Raw genomic sequence first — 16768 nt, forward strand, 5'->3', positions numbered from 1 at the left:
CAGAGCGCTGCGATGCCGCCGGACCGCCCTATATCAAACGTACGAGTAAGCCGAGTACAGATACTCGCTTCGTGAGGTCAAGGTTCGGCATGAGCGAGCGTGTGCCCGCTGAATCCTTTCGTCGGCTTTCGCGGATGGGTCACTTGCACGCTTTTGTTTTTCCGCCATACGCAACCGAATAAGGCTCGTCGAAGCATGTGATCAAGCGATCGACGACGTCGAGGTTCGGTACGGCACCTTGAAGTCTTGGCCCTTTGGCGATCTCTTCCCGGAGTTCGGCCAGTTTCTCGCGGTTTCGTTCCAGAAAGGCGATTGTCGCCCGGACATAAGCGTTCCACCGGATCGGTGACTCGGCCGGTTCATTTTCGTACAAAGCGGCCCTAAAGCGCGCGAGCGCCTCGTCTTTCTCTTCGGCCGCTGCATAGAGCTGACCCGCATGGAACCGCAGGTTCACGCGCTGCCACTCCTCAAGGACCTTGGCTTCTTTTTCGTACCGGTCGATCAGCTTGGCGGCTTCCAGATACTTTCCCTGATCGGCGATTTTGCGCCAGCCGCTGCCAGGGCGCTGGTCGAAGGTCTCATAACTGAGCTCCAGTTCCTTGGGGCTCTCATTTTTCTCCTGAGCAGGGGCAGCGGAAGAAAAAAGAACGGTGGCAGCCGACAGAAGCATCAAGCCACGCCTCTGCAACGAAAGCCGAATCATTTATGGATCCCTTTGATACAAAAGCGAAAAGAGGCCCTAACCCTGAGCCGCGGCGAGCTCGGCATCCTTGGCTCTGGCTCGCGCCACCGCTGGGCGGGTATTGATGCGGTCGATGTAGGTCTTGATCGTCGGCGATTCCGGCACGAGCTTGAACGACGTGGTCCAGGAAAGGGCGATGCCCCAAAGCACATCCGCGGCGGTGAACCTCTCGCCCAGAATGTAAGGCCCCTTTGCGAGCTGATCGGTCAGCGTTTTTAACATAGTGTCGTAATCGCCGTACGGGGAGGTCGACCGCGGAGCGGCCTCACGCTCCAAGCCTTTGTCCACCATGGCCGGTTCGAAACAGGAACCGTAGAACACCAGCCAGCGTAGATAAGGTCCTCGCAGGGGATCGCCGACGGCGGGCGCGAGTCCCGCCTCCGGATAGAGGTCGGCGAGGTAGATGAAGATTGCCACCTGCTCGGTGATCAGGGCATCGCCATGCAGCAGGGCGGGTACCTTGCTCATGGGATTGATGGCGAGATAGTCGGGCTTGCGCTGCTCGCCCGTTTTCAGGTTAAACACGTGCAGCCGGTAATCGGCGCCGAGTTCCTCGAGCAGGGTTAGGGTGCCGAGAGAACGGGTATTGGGGGCATGAAACAGGGTGACTTGGCGGTTGCCATCCATCATAGGTTTACTCTTGTTCAAAAGACTTCGGCATTGACGACATTCCAGAGGTAAAGCGAGGCCACCGTGCGATAGGGTCGCCAACGCTCCCCCAGAGAAATGAGCTGGCTGGGGGAGGGGACTTCCGGCATCCCGTAGACTCTCGCGATACCTTTTCGGAGCGCGTAGTCGTCGACCGGAAAGACGTCCGTCCGGCCAAGATTGAAGATGAGCAGCATCTCCACCGTCCACCGCCCGACGCCTCGAATCGAGATCAGCCGTTGCACGATCTCGTCGTCGTGCAGCGCAACGATGGCCCTTGCCGTCGGTACGGTACCGTCCAGAGTCTTGGCCGCCAGATCCTTCAGCGCGGCGGTTTTCGCTTTCGACAGGCCCGCCTCCCGCAAAGCCTCGTCGGGGGTGTTCAGGAGTTCGCCGGGTTCCGGAATCGTCGTCCCCGGATAAAGTCCCTTCACCCGGTTCAGGATGGTGGCTGCCGCCTTGGGCGTCAGTTGTTGGTAAACGATCGCGCTTAGCAGCGCCGCATAGGGAGAGTGTTCGGCATTCGGCTTGAATGCGATGGGCCGGGACAAGCAATCGACCAGGCGGGGATCGAGGGCTTTAAGGCGCGCCGCCGCACGCCGGAGATCTTGTGCCGACTTGAGTGTCGGCGGCAGAGCCCAAGCGACTCCTTCGGCGGCCAGCATCCGGGATTTGGTCGCCAGTCCGCCCGGCGCCGAAAATCCGCCGGGCTTGCCGCCGGCCGCCAGTACCCGGTGGCAGGGGATGATCAGGGGGATCGGGTTTTTCCCCAGAGCCTGGCCGACGGCCCTCGCCGCACCGGGGCGCGCCAGGGCTTCCGCGATCTCGCCGTATGTCATGGTTCGCCCGGCCGGAATGGCACGAGCGGCTTCATACACTTCCCGTGCAAAGGGTCCCACGCCGTCGAGGTCGACATCGATGTCCCGAAAATCCTCGGCCTCTCCCTCGAAGTGCCTGCGAATTCGCTCGATAATGGCCGCGATCGCGGGCGGCGGAGCGCTAGCCGGGCGCGCGCCGGATTCCCGTGCGAGCCTCGCTTCCGTCGCTTGCGCCGTGTGGTCGGGAAGCTGAAACGAAGTCACTGCCGGCGGGGCGCCTTTGGTCCAGCCGTTGCGCCAGGCGATTCCGCAAGGACCGAGCGGGGTGTCGAAGATGCAGTAGTCGGACGGCTTCATGGGGATTGGTCCTCCGGATCGATGCGGACGGTTCATATCACCATCACGGATTTTTTGGGGGCAGGCCGGTAACGAATTCGATAGCCAAGTCGACATAATGCTGAAGTTGACGATCTTCCGCCAGCCCTTCGTCGGAGATCATGGCCCAGCCTTTCATGGGCTTTCCGGTGATATCCATCGGTTTGACATGGGTTTCCTCGAAAAGCCGGCGGGCCGTATGTTCGCCCACCCGGACGATCAGCCATGATCGATAAATGCCGACACACATGTTGCCGTGCAGCAGCCAGCCGATGCCGCCGAACATGTTCTTGGCCTCGAAGCCGGCACGCTCGGCGAGCATTTCCTCCAAGCGCTGCGACAAGCCCGGATCGCAAGCCATGATCAGTTCCTCCAAAAGTCCGGTTCAGCATTATCGGACGGTACCGGCGGCTCGCACCGGAGCTTGGGATCGACCGGCATGTTTGAAGTCGCTGCCGTATATCCAGCCGATAGCTGCCCCCGCGGCGGCGAATTGGATCAGGTGAAAGGTGCTCTGAACCGTCAGCCAGAGTTCGATGGAAGAGACCTGGATTTTCGCCGCGTTCGCCAAGGTCGACACGCTGAACAGGAACAAGCCCATGAGGCCGCCGAAAGCCAGCCCTGAGCGAATCGGCGTCTTTTCGCAGCCGAAGTACGGGTACAGCAGGGCGATGATCGCGCCCTGGACGAACATCGAAAGTAGACCGAGGGGGATGATCGGTTCGGCACGGTTGTATATGCCCAACTCGTGGTACACATCCTTGAACAGAATGAAGTGCCAGGGGGCGCCGATGGCGAACGAGAGGGCGACATAAGCCAGCACGGCCAACAGAAACTTTTTCGTCATGGAATTCCTCCAAAGCTTAAAATACTTGTTTATCAAAAGCATTTTAGAAACTACTGCAAACGCTTGCGTAACGCAAGCGTTGTTCTGGAGATTTGTCTTGCCCAAACTGTTATGCCATAGCGACAGCTCGCCCTGTCCGCTGGCCCATGCCCTGGACCTTATCGGTGATCGATGGACGCTCTTGATCGTCCGCGACCTGATGTTCCGCAACCTGCACGAATACAAAGATCTCCTCAATTCCTTCGAAGGAATTTCCACCAATATCCTGGCCGACCGGCTTCGCCGCCTGGTTCAGGCCGGCCTGGTCAAATCCGTCGCGCACCCGGAAAGCAAGACCCGCAAGCTGTACTACCTGACGCCATCCGGCAAGTCGCTGATCCATGTCATGATCGAAATCGTCAAATGGTCCGATGAGCATGTGGGCACTGCCAAGATTCCGCCCGACGTCGCCGGTCAGTTGGAGGGGAACCGCGACGAATTTGTCAGGAAAGTTCTGGAGAAGCTGGAACGCTGGGAAGCCGAGCACTTGGCCTGAACCGTCTCCCGAGCCAAGCCGGCACTTGGCAAAGGCAATGCCATGTGCGAAAGTACAGCGCTTGCATAATACAAGTATTTAAGCTTGGGGCGCCTCGAAGCGTGCAGCGATGCGCCCCGAAACTATCCCGACCCGCAGCAAGGAGAGACACTATGACCAGCCCTTCCAAACGGCACGGACACCTTCAGACTGATTGGACAGTTGAGAAAATCCCCACGGATACACTGGTTAGAACATACATTATGGTCGGCATTATCGTCGCACTATTCGTTGCGATGCTGGTGGCGGCTATTCGGATGACGCCCGCTACTGCGGATGTCCACCTGAATCCCGGCATGTTGATTAAGCCAGTTGTTGCGCTTGCCGGCCTTACAGCCATGGTGACGGTACTGATGGTCGTATACAGAAACCTTGCATTCATCCGTGGCACGGCATCGGAGCGTTACTTCCGGACTTATGCGTCGACTGCGCCAGTGCCCGCCGAATGGATTGAACGTCCTGCCAGAGCGTATATGAACCTCCTGGAACTCCCCGTCCTTTTCTATGTTGTCTGTTTGTTCATGTTGACGACCGGCAAGTTCGACAATGTGCAGGTTGCTTTGGCCTGGATTTTCGTGGCAACGCGCTATGCCCATGCGGTTATCCATATCGGCTTTAATTACGTGCCGGTCCGGTTTGCCGCATTTTTTGCCGGGTTCATCACGCTTACGGTCATCTGGACTCGATTTGCGGCACAGAGCATATGAACCAACTGGGCACGATGTAGAAATACGCGCCGAACCGGAGTGAGCGCCGCCACAAGGACAAGGCCGCTCTTTTACGTTCATGTTTTCCGAGCCACGCCGGGTTAAGCATCATCGGTCTTCTCGGACGCCGCGACGGCCAGCAGGTTGGCGTCGCGAAAAACCCTCCAAGCCCCATCAGCTCCCTTGCGGAGAATGGTTAGCGTGTCGCCGGTCCGCTGTACCGGAACCCCCCCGTTTCGGGGCGTCACGGTAACCGATAGGCAGCTCCAGCAATAGACCCAATTTTCCGAGATCTCGATCTCCCGAATCTCGCCCTCGACATGCAGGCGGTGGGTTTGCAGCACGTTGCGAAAGCCTTGTTCGAATGCCTGCCGGCCGCACATCGGAGCTTGCCCTGCGACCAGGAAAACGACGTCTTCCGACATGAGGGGCAGAATCTCGGACACCTGGCCGGATGCGGTAGCGCGATGCCAGGTCGTTATCAGTTCGCGTATGGATTGCTCGTCGCGTGTCATGAATGGTTCCTTGCTTTAAAAGCGGTCTGCCTGATCGCTGTCGCTCCTCGCCGGACGACACGGTCAGAGGCTGCGCCCGTCGAAGTGCTTGGTCGAAACTCGTGACCAATCGATGCCTTCGAGACAGCGGGCATTGATGGCCGCCATGGCGCGGCCCGAGGGGTCGGTGCCTTCGCCAAAGGTATGAATTCCACAGTGGCAGCTACCTTGGTAGACCATCGTTTCATTCCTTCTTGAAAGCCAGCGCCCGCCGGGCGATCTCGGATGGCTCGACATCCTCCACATGGGTCGCTATCAGCCAGTGGTTGCCGGCCGGGTCTTGGACGCCTGCCATACGGTCGCCCCAGAACTGATCGCCCGGTGCCATGAACGACGTCGCACCGGCATCCAGTGCCGCGCGATAGGTCGCATCCGTGTCGGGTACATAGAGATGAAGCAGTGCCGGTATACAAGGACGTCGTTCCATCGCCTCGCCCATCATCACGATCGAATCTCCGATTTTGACCTCGGCATGCATGACGCGCCCCTCGGCGTCATGAATTCTGATGCACTCGATGGCTCCGAATGCGGTCTTGAGGAATTCGATCAGCCGGGGGACGCCTTCCACGACTACAAAAGGCGTCACGGTATGAAAGCCGTCGGGAATCGGTTTAACGGTCATCTCTATCTCCTTCGCGAAATGGGTTCAGATTGTCCAAAATGGTTCTTTTTCAGTGCGTGCGTGATGTTTGCCGGTCCCCTCCCTCTTTCCAAATGCGCGGAGGCTAATCGTCGAGCCCCGTACCATCAGTGTCATCGACAACCCGGCCAGCCACCCCGCTGCTGCTCACGGCGACATGGATGTTCTCGGGCAGACGTATGGACGTTCCGACTCCGGATATCTGGATGGATTGCACGGTCGCACCGGATAAAACGGTAATCCTGTGATTGACTCCGCTAACCCACAATGTCCTGATGGCGCTCCCGGAAGGCACCCGAACGGTATTGCCGTCTCCCGAGACGTAGAGGTCGAACAGGCTTGGATGTGAGGCCGATATGTCTTGTCTTGCTCCGGACACCTTGACTGTCGCAATGTCGCCGTTTCCTGCCGTGCCGACCAAGGATTTGTCGGCGCAAGCGGACGCGATAGCCGCAAGCGCAGCCGTGACAACGAACCTTGCAAGACGATGCAACCTCATAACGAATCTCCGTGATTAAAACAAAGGGGTCGGAATATCGCCCCACACGACGTGGGCAGGGGGCGTTTCGATGGCGGTAACCTTGCCGGCGGCGATGTCGACTTCGACCAACAGCAACGGATCGACACCATAGGCCGATCGAACGATGTCCGTCCCGGCCGCGCGCTTCTCATGGATGCGCGCTTGGCTGAACAGGATCTTGTAGTAACGTCTGTCGAAGTTCGCCGGCGTGTGGTGGCCTCCTCGCCCCGGCTCGAGGTCGATCGGCAAGTCGGCCAGGTGCCAATCCCGAGGTACCACATGGACCACCAGCGGATCCGCGCCAAAGCGCGCCAGCAGCTGCGGAACCTCTGAGTTCTTGAGTGCGGTACGATAGGCCGCGAGCAGTTCCTCCTCGCTGAGCGGAGCAGGCGACAACACGGCGGCGCGGTTTGGGTAAACCGCCGTGATTTCCGATAGCGTATATTCCCGCAAACCGAATCCGATGAGCAAGGCAGCGATGATGCTCGCGACGGCGCCCAATGCACCGAGTCCGATCCGGGGATGTCCGCCGCGATCCGCGGAATGCGGAATGAAAGGCAGAATCGGCGGGGTGCGGGCTTGGTAATCCCGGTAGGCTTGGCCGAACTCCGCTTCGCAGCGCCGCTCTTCCAGGGCGGCGAGATAGCGATACATGAACAGCATCGCCACGTATGCGATCAAGACGAGAAAGCGCGGCCACATCAGCAGGGTGCCCAGTCCAAGCAGCGCCAGCGCGGTATATTGCGGGTGACGGCTGAAGGCATACAGGCCCGTCGTGACCAGTCCTTTTTGGCGGAACTTGTTCCAATAGAGCTGGCCCGCCGAGGCCAGGAACCATGCCGCTCCGATCACTGCGAAGACCCCGCCGATCCAGGGCAGCGCGTTGAGAACCGGACTCCGGGTCGTCGAAATATGGGGCAGAAAGAACTGGGTCAGCCAGGCCGTGGCTTCCCAACGGTTGAGAACATTCAAGGCCGGCCCGTACAAGGAGTAAAAATAGAGGGCGGCCGGACTGATCATGAACAGGATTTCGAAACCGATGACCAGGTAAACGATCCATGCGGTCGGCTTCAGCAGCCGTTTTGGGGTAGTGGAATTCTCGGGTCGAGACGGGGCGTTCATTGCTTGGGACCTCTCCATTTGAGTTGGATAACACGATAATCCCGATCGGTTACGGAACGGTTTCGCCGAGTGGCAGATTTGTAACGGCCGATTTCATTTGCGCCATCTGTTACCGAAAGTTACAAAGTTTTTCTGGAATGTTGTGAAGGATGTCTGACAATCCGCCCATGTCGAAGTCTCCGCGTATTCTGATCGTAGACGACGACCGCGAACTCCGCCAATTGTTGTCCGGGTTTCTCGCACGGCATGGTTATCGAGTGGATGCGGCGGCGGATGGACACGCCATGGCGAGAGCCATGGATGTCGCGCGCTTCGATCTGGTGGTGCTGGATTTGATGTTGCCGGGCGACGACGGCCTCGCGCTCTGCCGCCGGCTGCGGGCGACGTCGAATCTGCCGGTGATCATGCTCACCGCGCTCGCCGAGGAGACCGACCGCATCGTCGGGCTGGAAATGGGCGCCGACGACTACGTGGTGAAGCCGTTCAGCCCGCGCGAACTCCTGGCCCGCATCAAGGCGGTGCTGCGGCGTACCGGTGGAGCGCCGAGCCATGCGTCCGACGGAGCCAAGACATTGGTCTTCGACGGCTGGCGGCTCGACCTCGCCAAGCGGGAACTGCATTCACCGGAGGGCGTGCTGATGCCGCTGACGAGCGGCGAGTTCGATCTCTTGGCTGCCTTCGCGGAACATCCGCAACGCGTCTTGAGCCGCGACCAGTTGCTGGACTTGACCAAAGGACGCATTGCCGGCCCGTACGACCGCAGCATCGACGTACAGCTGAGCCGGCTGCGCCGCAAGATCGAGGCCGATCCCAACGACCCGACGCTGATCAAGACCGTGCGCGGCGGCGGTTATTTGTTCGTGCCCCGTGTCCTTCGCGAGAAGTGAGACCCAATGAGACTCTGGCCCGACAGCATCGCCGGCAGGATCGTTGGGCTGCTCGTCGCTGGGCTTGCTCTCACCATGTTGGCAAGCCTGTCGATCTTCATGCTGGATCTGTTCCACGGCAAGGGATGGAACGAGACTTTCCGAAACCTGCACCGTACCGCCGTCGTCGCCTCGGTGCTGAATCGGGTGTCCCCCGATTCCCGGCCGGCCTTGATTCCCGCCTTGAGCGAACCGGGCCTGTCGGTTGCCTGGCGGCCCGGAGAAACGCCGCCCGCCATGGCTCAAGACGCGATGACCCACCATCTGGCGCGCGATGTCCGCGTTCTTTCGGAGTCTTACGGGCTAGAGCGGGTCGAGGCCGGGTATCCGGCCGGCGCGCAGCGGCCGGCATTGGACTGGATGATGCCGGCACCGGGCCCTCTGCACGTTTGGGTGGCGCTGTCGGATGGCACCTGGGTGCAGTTCTCGATGGCAACCGAGCGTGTCGGCGCGCTTTCGACCTTGCGGCTGGTGCTGGCAATCGGCGTGTCATTATTCGGCATCATGGCGTTGGGGCTATGGGCCGCGCGCAAGGTGACCGCTCCACTGGCCCGGTTCGCCCTTGCCGCGCAACGGCTCGGCGCCAATGTGGATGTCCCGCCCATGAGCGAGACCGGCCCCAGCGAAATCCGCCAGGCCGCGGCGGCTTTCAACGACATGCAAAACCGCATCCGCCGCCTGATCGAAGACCGTACTTTAATGCTGGGCGCCATTTCCCACGATGTGAGAACCGCACTGACCCGGCTGAGATTCCGCACGGAATTGATAGTAGACCCCGCTCAACGCCGGAAAGCGGCCGCCGACCTGGACGAGATGGAATCGATGCTGACAGCGAGCTTGTCCTTCGCCCGCGACGATTCGGCGGCGGAACCTCCGACCGTTCTCGATCTGTCGGTACTGCTGCAAAGCCTATGCGACGATTTCGCCGACGCCGGAAAGCCTGTTTCCTGCGAAGGCCCCTTGCATCTGAAATATTCGGGCCGCCCGGTGTCGCTGCGCCGCGCCTTCGCCAACCTCATCGACAATGCCCTGACCTACGGGCGAGCAGCGGACGTGGTGCTGATCGATAGCGGCGACTGCATCGAGATCACCATCGGCGACCGCGGACCCGGAATTCCCGACGCGATGAGGGATCGGGTTTTCGTCCCGTTCTTCCGCCTGGAAGCCTCGCGCAGCCGCAAAACCGGCGGCACCGGGCTGGGGCTCACCATCGCCCGCATGGTCGTGCGCCGCCACGGCGGCGAAATTGCCCTGGCCGACCGACCGGGCGGCGGCTTGCTGGTGAAGGTGACTTTGCCCAAGGTGTCGTCCCCGGTTTTTGCCGGCCCCTGACTGACATCGGCGATTACAGATGTTGTAGGTCGGCAACCCTTTGCCGACAACGGCTCGATAACCGGATTCGCCTACGGCTACTATCAGTGGAAGCAATGGGGAAGAGCGGGTTACCGCGAACTGAGAAGATGCGGGGTCAGCGTCCGGGAAGCCTGGAACACCAGTAAATCGGCGCATGGCCCCTGGCGGCTTAGCAAGACGCCCGCTTTGACGCTGGCCTTACCGCGCCGTACCTTCCTTAACCTGGGGCTGCCGGAGCTGGCAGCATGAGATGGCCGTTATTCATCGAACCGCCGTGGTACCTGACCCGTATGCCCGGTGGTGTGGGAGGAGCGGTGCCGTAAGGCATCGCCCTATCCCGATTATGTGTCAACAAAAACGTTAGCTCCGCAAGATCTGTTATGCCCCTTCGTTCTTGGAACGATAGTCTCCTGAACGCCAAGGAGACGTTTCTTTGAACACTAACACAGCGAAGGTCCACGCTCGGTTCCGGAAGGTGCTTGAATACATTGATAACCACCTGGAGGACGAACTTTCCGTGGAAATACTCAGCGGTGTTGCGGCCTTCTCGAAATATCATTTCCACCGGCAGTTCTCTGAACTCTTCGGGATCGGTGTATACGAGTATGTTCAACTTTGTCGCTTGAAACGAGCCTCTTATCAGCTAGCATTTCGCAGCCACCGCCAAGTCATCGACATAGCTTTGGCCAGTGGCTACAAAGGGCCAGAGTCGTTCTCTCGCGCATTCAAAAAGAGCATCGGGCAGTCACCTTCCGAATTCAGGCGTCAGCCGCAGTGGAATCCTTGGTACGCGACCTATCAACGATTGAGCGAACTAAGGAGCAATCACATGAAATCGATAACGAACGGCGAGCAGGTCAAAATCGTCACCTTCAATGAAACCAAGGTCGCCGCGCTTGAACATCGTGGCGACCCACAACTGATCGGTAACTCAATACGGAAATTCATCGAATGGCGAAAGCAGAATCATCTCTCGCCAAAGGTTAGTGCCACATTCAACATTCTCTACAACGACCCGGCAGAAATCGCCCCTGAGGATTATCGTATCGACATATGTGCAGCAACCGTTCACGACCTCGCCAACAACGAAGTCCGGATAGTGAGCAAAACCATTCCCGGAGGCAGATGCGCGGTGTTGCGGCACATCGGCTCCGATGACACCCTTCGAGATACCATCCGATACCTTTATTCCGAATGGTTGCCGCAAAGCGGAGAAGAACCGAGAGATTTTCCGATGTTCTTGCAACGAATCCGGTTCTTTCCGGATGTGTCGGAAGGCGAGGCTGTTACTGACGTATTTCTGCCCATTTATTAGCTCACAGGATGCGCTGAACGAAGGGAAGCCCCCTTCGACCGGGCTCAGGATAGGCCCTTCGACTGGGCTCAGGACAGGCATTGTTCGCGATCGATGCGGTTCATGCCGGACCTCCCTATCCGGCACCCTGCGGGCGGCTCCGCCGTGCAAATTGGCCTCGCCACGCTACGCTGTCCCGCTTCGCTCGCGAGTCCGGGGCAGCCCGTCCCTGGCCTGCCCGCTCGTCGCGTTGCGCCTCGCCCTGCCGATTTGTCGTACCTCAGCGCATCCTATGAGCTGAAGCGCATTCACGCCGGTTCGCTTTTCTGGACGAACCGTTCCGCACGCGCCGACAAGGCGCGATAGACCTGTTCGTGGAGCGGCGCGGGAATTCCGTACTGGCGCGCCATTCCGACCACGGCTCCCGTCATCGTTTCCAATTCGGTCCGCCCGCCTTTTTCGAAGTCCATGTGCATGGACGATTTCGCACCATGGGGAAACGATGCGGCCTTGCCCAGCGAGAGCTCCCGGATGTCGAGCGGGAGACGAACGCCTTTCGCCCGTGCGGCGCGTTCGAGTTCTTCGTATAGTCTGATCAGGACCGCCTTGCTTTCGTCGTCGTCCATGAGTTCGCCGAGAGTTTTGTCGAAATAGGCCGTCGCGCTCGCGAAAGGCGAAACGAACAGATATTTTTCCCAGACCACGGCGTCGATGTCCCGCCGGTACTCGGCCTTGATGTCCGCTTTCCGCAGGAGCGCTTCGATCGCTTCGAAATCTCCGGCTGTTGCGCTCTCCGGGCCGAAAAACAGTTTGCACGATCCTCCGGCCTGGTGGACTACGCCTGGGGCAGCGAGGCGGGCGCCGATGTAGACGCAACCGTTGCAAATGCGCGCTTCGGGGAGAATCGCTTTCAAGCGTTCGGCGTTGTCGACGCCGTTGAGCAGCGTGATGATCGTGGTCCGTTCGTCGACATTGCCTTTGAGGGAATGCGCGCTGGATTCGAGATCGTAGGATTTGACGCAAAACAGGACTAAATCGAAGACCCCAAGCTCGGACGGATCGTCGGTGGCCACGTGAGGCCGCGAGGTAAAGCTTTCGTTTTCGGTAGTCAGACGAAGGCCGTGAGCCTGGATCGCCCTCAAGTTCTCGCCCCTGGCGACGAACACGATCTCGGGATCATTTCCAGCCGCGTAAAACCGGGCCAGCTTGCCGCCGTAATACCCGCCCACCCCGCCGATTCCGATGATGGCTATTTTCATTTCTTTCACGATGCTGTGCTAAGCAAGAGAGCGATTCCGAGGGCGAAACCGCCGAGGTAAGTACCCAAGGCTCCGATGATGCGAAGCGGATGGGGCCGGTTGAGATCGGCGGACATCAGCATGCCCGCCGCATGAAGCACTCGGCAGAGGGTGAGGGCGACTACCGTCCACTCGACCCATGCGCCGGCGCCAACGGTATTGAAGTAAAGAAAAAGAACGATCAACAGGGGCACGTACTCCGCGGCATTGCCATGCGCGCGAATGGCCTTGTTGAGGGGGCTCGACGGATCGGCATCCATGCCGATGAGCGTTTTGCTAGCCCCCTGACGCCCGGAGACATGAACACTCAGCAGAAAGTATAAGACGACGAGAAGACCAGATAGGTGTTCATGAAGCTGGATTCTCCTGAGGGCGTCGAACTGCCTGGTTTAGAACGGACGTACTGTGGTATGTCCTTTTTAGGTCGGAGCACGGAATGCCGGCTAATTAGTCATCCGGCGCAGCCAGCATGGATTGCGGCAAATGATCGGTGATGTCAAACCATGGCGCCTTGGAACCGACCATCACATGACGCATGGGTTTGCAGCCGGGATCGCTGTCGACCGTGCCCAATGCCAAACCGAAAGCTGCCGCCGAAGCCCGCATGGCAAGAAACTGCAGGGTCGAACCGCACACCTCGCAGAAAGTTCGCGTGATCTCGGGAGACGACGGGTAGTGTCCCAAGAACTCCTCCCCCTGGACCCACCGAAAATTTTGGACTTCGACATAGCCCCAGGTCGCGAAGGCTGCGCCGGTAGATTTTCGGCACATGGCGCAGTGGCAGTTACGCGCGAACTGAAGCGGGTTATCCATTTCATATCTGATCGTGCCGCACAGGCAGCCGCCGGTAATCATTCTGTGTCCTCGATAGGGTTGTTCGGTAGGGGAGCAACGGTGATGGTGCCAGCTGCTCGTAGAGCAAGACCTTACCGCAGGAGCGCGTCGGTCACGCCTTTCATGTCGGAGGCTACGATATCCGGTTTCTGAGCCAGCGGGAACAGGGGGATTCCCTGTCGCGCGACAAACGCGGCGTGCCATCCCGCCTGCATCGCGCCGAACACGTCCCAGGCATGCGCGGCGATGAGCCGTAGTTTGTTCGGCTTGGCACTGAGATGCTCGGCTGCGCTCCGATAGACCTGCAAATCGGGCTTGAAACGGTGTATGGAGTCCACCGAGATGGACTCCTCGAAATACTCGGTGAGCCGGGCGTTTTCCAGCTGTGCCTTGACGGCCGCTGGGCTCGAATTGGTCAGCGTGACCATTCGGAAGCCCGCGGCGCGCAAGCGTTCCAAACTGTCGACCATGTCCGGGTGGGGCGGGAGCGTCAGTATGCCTTGCAGAATACGCTTCTTGTCCTCGGCGGAGAGCTTGATTCCCTTGGTGTCAGCCAGCATGTCCAGCGTCGCTTTGCCGATCGATCCGAAGTCGGAGTACGCGTCGGTCAGGGACACAACCATCGAGTATTGCAAAAGAAGCGAAAACCACTCGTCCAGCGCGGCGCCGTTGCCGAACGCATGCTCGAATTGCGGCCGAAGCGCATTCAGATCCAGCATCGTCTGATTGACGTCGAAGACCAGGATGCGAGGCTTCCGCTCGTCACCCGATCGCGGTCGTCGCTCTGCCTCATTGCGTGGGCGAGATACTTCCGAGTCACCACGGCCGGTCTTGGCGAAGACGTAAAGTGGGTTGGTCAGGATGAGAGGCCCGAGTGACGACGCGGCAAGCATAAACTTTCTCCGGGTGATGGACGAACTCATAGTTCTTGGTACCTCGAACGAAGGGTGGAAATTGGATGGGTCCGGTCCGTGTCGACCGACTGATGCGCATACGGCGCTTCACGTTAATTCTTGGATCCGATACGAATGGTCCGATCCTGAGTGTGTCCAAGATTATGCACCTTTTCTTCAATCGATTTTGCAGACCGCCTTTCAATCACACCTGCAGGGATGAAGTCGTATGGATAGCGATTACGGGACAAGGATTGGCCCGGCGACGGTGCTCAATGGCGTTATTCTTGTCCTGGCCTTACAGGCCCCCTCGCTCTTCGCGAGGACTCTCGGCATGGTAGCGGATGATGCTACACGATCAGTTACGGTATTCGATGCCGACACCGATACGGTGTTGGGCTCGGTAACGACAATCCCAGGTTTCAGTATCGGTGACGTTGTTATTACGCCGGATCAGACTCGGGGCTTTGTGACCAATTTCAACAGCGAGGTCTTCGTCATCGATTTGACCGCGTTGCCACCCCGACTTGCCGAAGGCCCAAACCCGATTCCCATTTCCAATCATGGCGAGGAGCTCGCGATCAGCCCGGACGGCAAGTTCCTGCTGGTGTGCGATTCCATTGATCCTCAACCGATCTCGGTCGTCGACATCGCCAGCCAGACCGAGATCCATACCTTGTTCGTGGGCTCTGATACCAGTTCGATCGAAGTCTGCAGCGATGGCTCGGTGCTGGCCGTATCGTATACGGACAGGAGGGTGCGCCGCCTCACCATCGATGGCGCGGGCCTGTTGAGGGATACGGGCGAGGGCCTGTCTCTCGGTTCCGATGAACCCAACAATGTCTTTTGCGCTCCGGGTGGCACGTCGGGCCTTGTCCTTAATGGCTTTCCTGCTGAAATTAAGTCGTTCACGATCCCCGGGCTAAAACAGGTCGACACACGACCGTTATCCGGTATACAGGGCGTTTCCGGCCTGGTGGATTTCGCAGGACGCCGGGTCTTTGCCAGAAGCGGCTTCGAGGGTCTCGTCGACGTCTTTGCGTATAACGCAGTTACCGCGGTACTCGGCGCCGAGCATCTGTTTTCAATTCCGGTTTCCAGTACGTTCGCATCGATCGGATGGGATCAGATCGCGCTGCATCCCTACAAGGGGAAATTGTACGTCTCGGAATACTATGCCAATGATGTCAAGGTGTATGACGCGCGCACCGGCGTCTTGCTGACTTCGATTACCGATCCCCACATTGTCCAGCCGTCAGGGATAGCCGTAGCCTCGGCAACGGACCCGTGCGCTGGCTCCCCACCCGCCGGAGCGATCGAGGGAACGGATGGCCCCGATGCGTTGCGCGGCACGTCGGGCGACGATGTCATTTCCGGCTTGGGCGGCAACGACACGATCGACGGCCGTGGCGGGGATGATCTGATTTGTGGTGGCGAGGGTAACGACCGGCTTCGTGGCGGTGCGGGTGACGATATCGTCGGCGGCGGTGGTGGAAACGACGCGATTTCGGGTGCCGGCGGCAACGATACGCTTCGGGGCGACGCGGGCAACGACGCCATTTTAGGCGGTCCTGGCAATGATCGAATCGACGGTGGCGCCGGTCGGGACTTATGCGCGGGCAATTCGAAGAATTCTTTCCAAAACTGCAATCCGTAAATTTGCCGGGGCCCCAAGTGAAAACCGCCGCATGCCGTAAAAGGTCGGGCTTTTATCGGCAAGACCGGCGCACTTTGCGCCCTCCTCCAAATCGGGGAGGGCATTAAAACTCATTTGTATCAATCCCGAGCTTTGTCTGCGCATGGCTTTCCCATCGCGCTTTGGGCAGGCGATACAAACAGTGCTTACGGAGCGGATGGCCGGGCGTTGAAACGTTTCCGCCACCCGCGGATCGGCGTTCAGCTGCGCAAACGGTTCAAGATCGGCGATACGCCACTGCCGTAGCCGAAGCCGTTCGGTGTCGAATTCAATCGGTTTTGACATCGCCATCGAATGAAAACAAACCGGAAAAAACATCATTTTTTGAATCGGGGACGCTCTTACCCAAGTCGATGGCAATGTCCCGCAACAGCCACTCGAGACGGTCATTGCCCCAGTAGCGGTGCGGACCGTAGACGAAGAAGGGCACTCCGAACAATCCTTCCCGTTGGCCGCGAACAACGCCTTTCAGCACGCGCCGCTGCGACGAGCGGTCGTCGGTGCTTCGGATGACGGCATCCGGTTCCAGCCCGCAGTGTTCCGCTATTAAAGCCAAGGCCGCCTTATTCCGATCGGGGCGGCCGGATTACAGTCACGCCTGTCAGGGAAGCTCTGATGAGCGCATTTTCCGATTCGGTGTCAGAGCGCCCGATAGGTAGGTCGGCAATCCTTTGCCGAGCCGATAAGTCGGCAAGGGATTGCCGACCTACGTTCTTCCCGCCCGACACGAAGCCGTACACCGGGATGAAAAACGCTCTAAGTTCTTCGACAGGCCTGTCCTGAGCTTGTCGAAGGGCCCAGGATAGGCCCTTCGGCTCGGCTCAGGACAGGCTTGTCGAACGCTCTCCTGAGCCTGTCGAAGGGGCATGAACGGAATCCACTGTTCAGAGCTTCCTCAGGTGGCTGAAAGCGTGCAGTAAGCTGACG

Annotated in this window: 21 protein-coding genes and 1 pseudogene; 6 read left to right on the forward strand and 16 right to left on the reverse strand. The window is 59.3% G+C overall.

Annotation, left to right across the window (positions count from 1 at the left end; all coding sequences use genetic code 11):
- Positions 1 to 139: 139 nt before the first annotated feature.
- The 5 genes from ACR2TX_RS08900 to ACR2TX_RS08920 are packed head-to-tail and all read right to left on the reverse strand — an operon-like array spanning position 140 to position 3430.
- A complete protein-coding gene (locus ACR2TX_RS08900; RefSeq protein ID WP_434111233.1) occupies positions 140 to 703 on the reverse strand; it encodes a hypothetical protein in 564 nt (187 codons plus the stop codon).
- Positions 704 to 739: 36 nt separating this feature from the next.
- Positions 740 to 1369 carry a glutathione S-transferase family protein gene (locus ACR2TX_RS08905; RefSeq protein ID WP_434132444.1) on the reverse strand — a complete coding sequence of 210 codons (630 nt, stop codon included), beginning with the start codon at positions 1367 to 1369 and terminating at the stop codon, positions 740 to 742.
- A 17-nt stretch (positions 1370 to 1386) separates the two neighbouring features.
- Positions 1387 to 2565, reverse strand: coding sequence for a methylated-DNA--[protein]-cysteine S-methyltransferase (locus ACR2TX_RS08910; protein WP_077728699.1), 1179 nt, complete (start codon positions 2563 to 2565; stop codon positions 1387 to 1389).
- A gap of 43 nt (positions 2566 to 2608) precedes the next feature.
- Positions 2609 to 2944, reverse strand: a complete 336-nt coding sequence (locus ACR2TX_RS08915; RefSeq protein WP_133718821.1) for a TfoX/Sxy family protein — start codon at positions 2942 to 2944, stop codon at positions 2609 to 2611.
- A 30-nt stretch (positions 2945 to 2974) separates the two neighbouring features.
- Positions 2975 to 3430, reverse strand: coding sequence for a hypothetical protein (locus tag ACR2TX_RS08920; RefSeq protein ID WP_205780664.1), 456 nt, complete (start codon positions 3428 to 3430; stop codon positions 2975 to 2977).
- 97 nt (positions 3431 to 3527) lie between these two features.
- Here ACR2TX_RS08920 and ACR2TX_RS08925 point away from each other — a divergent pair, with 97 nt between their 5' ends.
- Positions 3528 to 3965 (forward strand): winged helix-turn-helix transcriptional regulator, encoded by a 438-nt coding sequence (locus ACR2TX_RS08925; RefSeq protein ID WP_168175341.1) that lies wholly within the window; start codon positions 3528 to 3530, stop codon positions 3963 to 3965.
- Positions 3966 to 4117: 152 nt separating this feature from the next.
- Positions 4118 to 4711 (forward strand): MAPEG family protein, encoded by a 594-nt coding sequence (locus tag ACR2TX_RS08930; protein ID WP_077728702.1) that lies wholly within the window; start codon positions 4118 to 4120, stop codon positions 4709 to 4711.
- 101 nt (positions 4712 to 4812) lie between these two features.
- On the opposite strand, the gene ACR2TX_RS08935 is transcribed toward ACR2TX_RS08930, so the two are convergent.
- The 5 genes from ACR2TX_RS08935 to ACR2TX_RS08955 form a co-directional block, all read right to left on the reverse strand.
- On the reverse strand, positions 4813 to 5226 hold the full coding sequence (locus ACR2TX_RS08935; protein WP_434131847.1) for a YybH family protein: 414 nt from the start codon (positions 5224 to 5226) through the stop codon (positions 4813 to 4815).
- 63 nt (positions 5227 to 5289) lie between these two features.
- Positions 5290 to 5445: a hypothetical protein gene (locus ACR2TX_RS08940; protein WP_208110222.1), complete on the reverse strand. Its 156-nt coding sequence runs from the start codon at positions 5443 to 5445 to the stop codon at positions 5290 to 5292.
- Between the two features lie 4 nt (positions 5446 to 5449).
- Positions 5450 to 5887 carry a VOC family protein gene (locus ACR2TX_RS08945; protein ID WP_077728705.1) on the reverse strand — a complete coding sequence of 146 codons (438 nt, stop codon included), beginning with the start codon at positions 5885 to 5887 and terminating at the stop codon, positions 5450 to 5452.
- Between the two features lie 103 nt (positions 5888 to 5990).
- Positions 5991 to 6404 (reverse strand): hypothetical protein, encoded by a 414-nt coding sequence (locus ACR2TX_RS08950; RefSeq protein WP_077728706.1) that lies wholly within the window; start codon positions 6402 to 6404, stop codon positions 5991 to 5993.
- A 15-nt stretch (positions 6405 to 6419) separates the two neighbouring features.
- Positions 6420 to 7547, reverse strand: a complete 1128-nt coding sequence (locus ACR2TX_RS08955) for a methyltransferase family protein (protein ID WP_166642692.1) — start codon at positions 7545 to 7547, stop codon at positions 6420 to 6422.
- A gap of 167 nt (positions 7548 to 7714) precedes the next feature.
- Between ACR2TX_RS08955 and ACR2TX_RS08960 the strand changes: the two genes are divergently transcribed.
- The 3 genes from ACR2TX_RS08960 (at position 7715) to ACR2TX_RS08970 (ending at position 11141) form a co-directional block, all read left to right on the forward strand.
- Positions 7715 to 8434, forward strand: a complete 720-nt coding sequence (locus ACR2TX_RS08960) for a response regulator (protein WP_077728708.1) — start codon at positions 7715 to 7717, stop codon at positions 8432 to 8434.
- 6 nt (positions 8435 to 8440) lie between these two features.
- Complete coding sequence (locus tag ACR2TX_RS08965; RefSeq protein WP_205781039.1) at positions 8441 to 9805, forward strand: ATP-binding protein; 1365 nt, start codon at positions 8441 to 8443, stop codon at positions 9803 to 9805.
- Between the two features lie 454 nt (positions 9806 to 10259).
- Entirely contained in the window at positions 10260 to 11141 is an 882-nt protein-coding gene (locus ACR2TX_RS08970; protein WP_434131849.1) for an AraC family transcriptional regulator, read from the forward strand.
- Positions 11142 to 11428: 287 nt separating this feature from the next.
- On the opposite strand, the gene ACR2TX_RS08975 is transcribed toward ACR2TX_RS08970, so the two are convergent.
- The 4 genes from ACR2TX_RS08975 to ACR2TX_RS08990 form a co-directional block, all read right to left on the reverse strand.
- Positions 11429 to 12379, reverse strand: coding sequence for a ketopantoate reductase family protein (locus ACR2TX_RS08975; RefSeq protein WP_240506935.1), 951 nt, complete (start codon positions 12377 to 12379; stop codon positions 11429 to 11431).
- Positions 12380 to 12384: 5 nt separating this feature from the next.
- Entirely contained in the window at positions 12385 to 12780 is a 396-nt protein-coding gene (locus ACR2TX_RS08980; RefSeq protein ID WP_077728719.1) for an MAPEG family protein, read from the reverse strand.
- Positions 12781 to 12865: 85 nt separating this feature from the next.
- Positions 12866 to 13273: a GFA family protein gene (locus tag ACR2TX_RS08985; RefSeq protein WP_086134036.1), complete on the reverse strand. Its 408-nt coding sequence runs from the start codon at positions 13271 to 13273 to the stop codon at positions 12866 to 12868.
- A 71-nt stretch (positions 13274 to 13344) separates the two neighbouring features.
- The gene (locus ACR2TX_RS08990) at positions 13345 to 14145 is read right to left on the reverse strand and encodes a haloacid dehalogenase type II (RefSeq protein ID WP_168175342.1); all 801 of its coding nucleotides are present in this window, start codon (positions 14143 to 14145) and stop codon (positions 13345 to 13347) included.
- A gap of 229 nt (positions 14146 to 14374) precedes the next feature.
- On the opposite strand from ACR2TX_RS08990, the gene ACR2TX_RS08995 reads away from it, so the two are divergent.
- Complete coding sequence (locus tag ACR2TX_RS08995; RefSeq protein ID WP_086134037.1) at positions 14375 to 15802, forward strand: hypothetical protein; 1428 nt, start codon at positions 14375 to 14377, stop codon at positions 15800 to 15802.
- Here the strand turns inward: ACR2TX_RS08995 and ACR2TX_RS09000 are convergent.
- Together ACR2TX_RS09000 and ACR2TX_RS09005 are read right to left on the reverse strand one after the other, a co-directional pair.
- A complete protein-coding gene (locus ACR2TX_RS09000) occupies positions 15755 to 16162 on the reverse strand; it encodes a GNAT family N-acetyltransferase (protein WP_434131851.1) in 408 nt (135 codons plus the stop codon). The genes ACR2TX_RS08995 and ACR2TX_RS09000 overlap by 48 nt on opposite strands.
- Positions 16110 to 16409 (reverse strand): annotated as a pseudogene (locus tag ACR2TX_RS09005) (DsbA family protein); the annotation flags it as partial. The pseudogene ACR2TX_RS09005 and the gene ACR2TX_RS09000, both read right to left, overlap by 53 nt.
- Between the last annotated feature and the right edge of the window lie 359 nt (positions 16410 to 16768).

The sequence above is a fragment of the Methylocaldum sp. GT1BB genome (assembly GCF_051027545.1).
Lineage (GTDB): Bacteria > Pseudomonadota > Gammaproteobacteria > Methylococcales > Methylococcaceae > Methylocaldum.

Coding starts and splice junctions, on each gene's coding strand:
- ACR2TX_RS08920 (WP_205780664.1), bottom strand. CDS start 3,430: ATGACGAAAAAGTTTCTGTTGGCCGTGCTGGCTTATGTCGCCCTCTCG.
- ACR2TX_RS08915 (WP_133718821.1), bottom strand. CDS start 2,944: ATGGCTTGCGATCCGGGCTTGTCGCAGCGCTTGGAGGAAATGCTCGCC.
- ACR2TX_RS08900 (WP_434111233.1), bottom strand. CDS start 703: ATGATTCGGCTTTCGTTGCAGAGGCGTGGCTTGATGCTTCTGTCGGCT.
- ACR2TX_RS08950 (WP_077728706.1), bottom strand. CDS start 6,404: ATGAGGTTGCATCGTCTTGCAAGGTTCGTTGTCACGGCTGCGCTTGCG.
- ACR2TX_RS08975 (WP_240506935.1), bottom strand. CDS start 12,379: ATGAAAATAGCCATCATCGGAATCGGCGGGGTGGGCGGGTATTACGGC.
- ACR2TX_RS08985 (WP_086134036.1), bottom strand. CDS start 13,273: ATGATTACCGGCGGCTGCCTGTGCGGCACGATCAGATATGAAATGGAT.
- ACR2TX_RS09000 (WP_434131851.1), bottom strand. CDS start 16,162: ATGATGTTTTTTCCGGTTTGTTTTCATTCGATGGCGATGTCAAAACCG.
- ACR2TX_RS08940 (WP_208110222.1), bottom strand. CDS start 5,445: ATGGTCTACCAAGGTAGCTGCCACTGTGGAATTCATACCTTTGGCGAA.
- ACR2TX_RS08935 (WP_434131847.1), bottom strand. CDS start 5,226: ATGACACGCGACGAGCAATCCATACGCGAACTGATAACGACCTGGCAT.
- ACR2TX_RS08955 (WP_166642692.1), bottom strand. CDS start 7,547: ATGAACGCCCCGTCTCGACCCGAGAATTCCACTACCCCAAAACGGCTG.
- ACR2TX_RS08995 (WP_086134037.1), top strand. CDS start 14,375: ATGGATAGCGATTACGGGACAAGGATTGGCCCGGCGACGGTGCTCAAT.
- ACR2TX_RS08945 (WP_077728705.1), bottom strand. CDS start 5,887: ATGACCGTTAAACCGATTCCCGACGGCTTTCATACCGTGACGCCTTTT.
- ACR2TX_RS08990 (WP_168175342.1), bottom strand. CDS start 14,145: ATGCTTGCCGCGTCGTCACTCGGGCCTCTCATCCTGACCAACCCACTT.
- ACR2TX_RS08965 (WP_205781039.1), top strand. CDS start 8,441: ATGAGACTCTGGCCCGACAGCATCGCCGGCAGGATCGTTGGGCTGCTC.
- ACR2TX_RS08910 (WP_077728699.1), bottom strand. CDS start 2,565: ATGAAGCCGTCCGACTACTGCATCTTCGACACCCCGCTCGGTCCTTGC.
- ACR2TX_RS08930 (WP_077728702.1), top strand. CDS start 4,118: ATGACCAGCCCTTCCAAACGGCACGGACACCTTCAGACTGATTGGACA.
- ACR2TX_RS08905 (WP_434132444.1), bottom strand. CDS start 1,369: ATGGATGGCAACCGCCAAGTCACCCTGTTTCATGCCCCCAATACCCGT.
- ACR2TX_RS08960 (WP_077728708.1), top strand. CDS start 7,715: ATGTCGAAGTCTCCGCGTATTCTGATCGTAGACGACGACCGCGAACTC.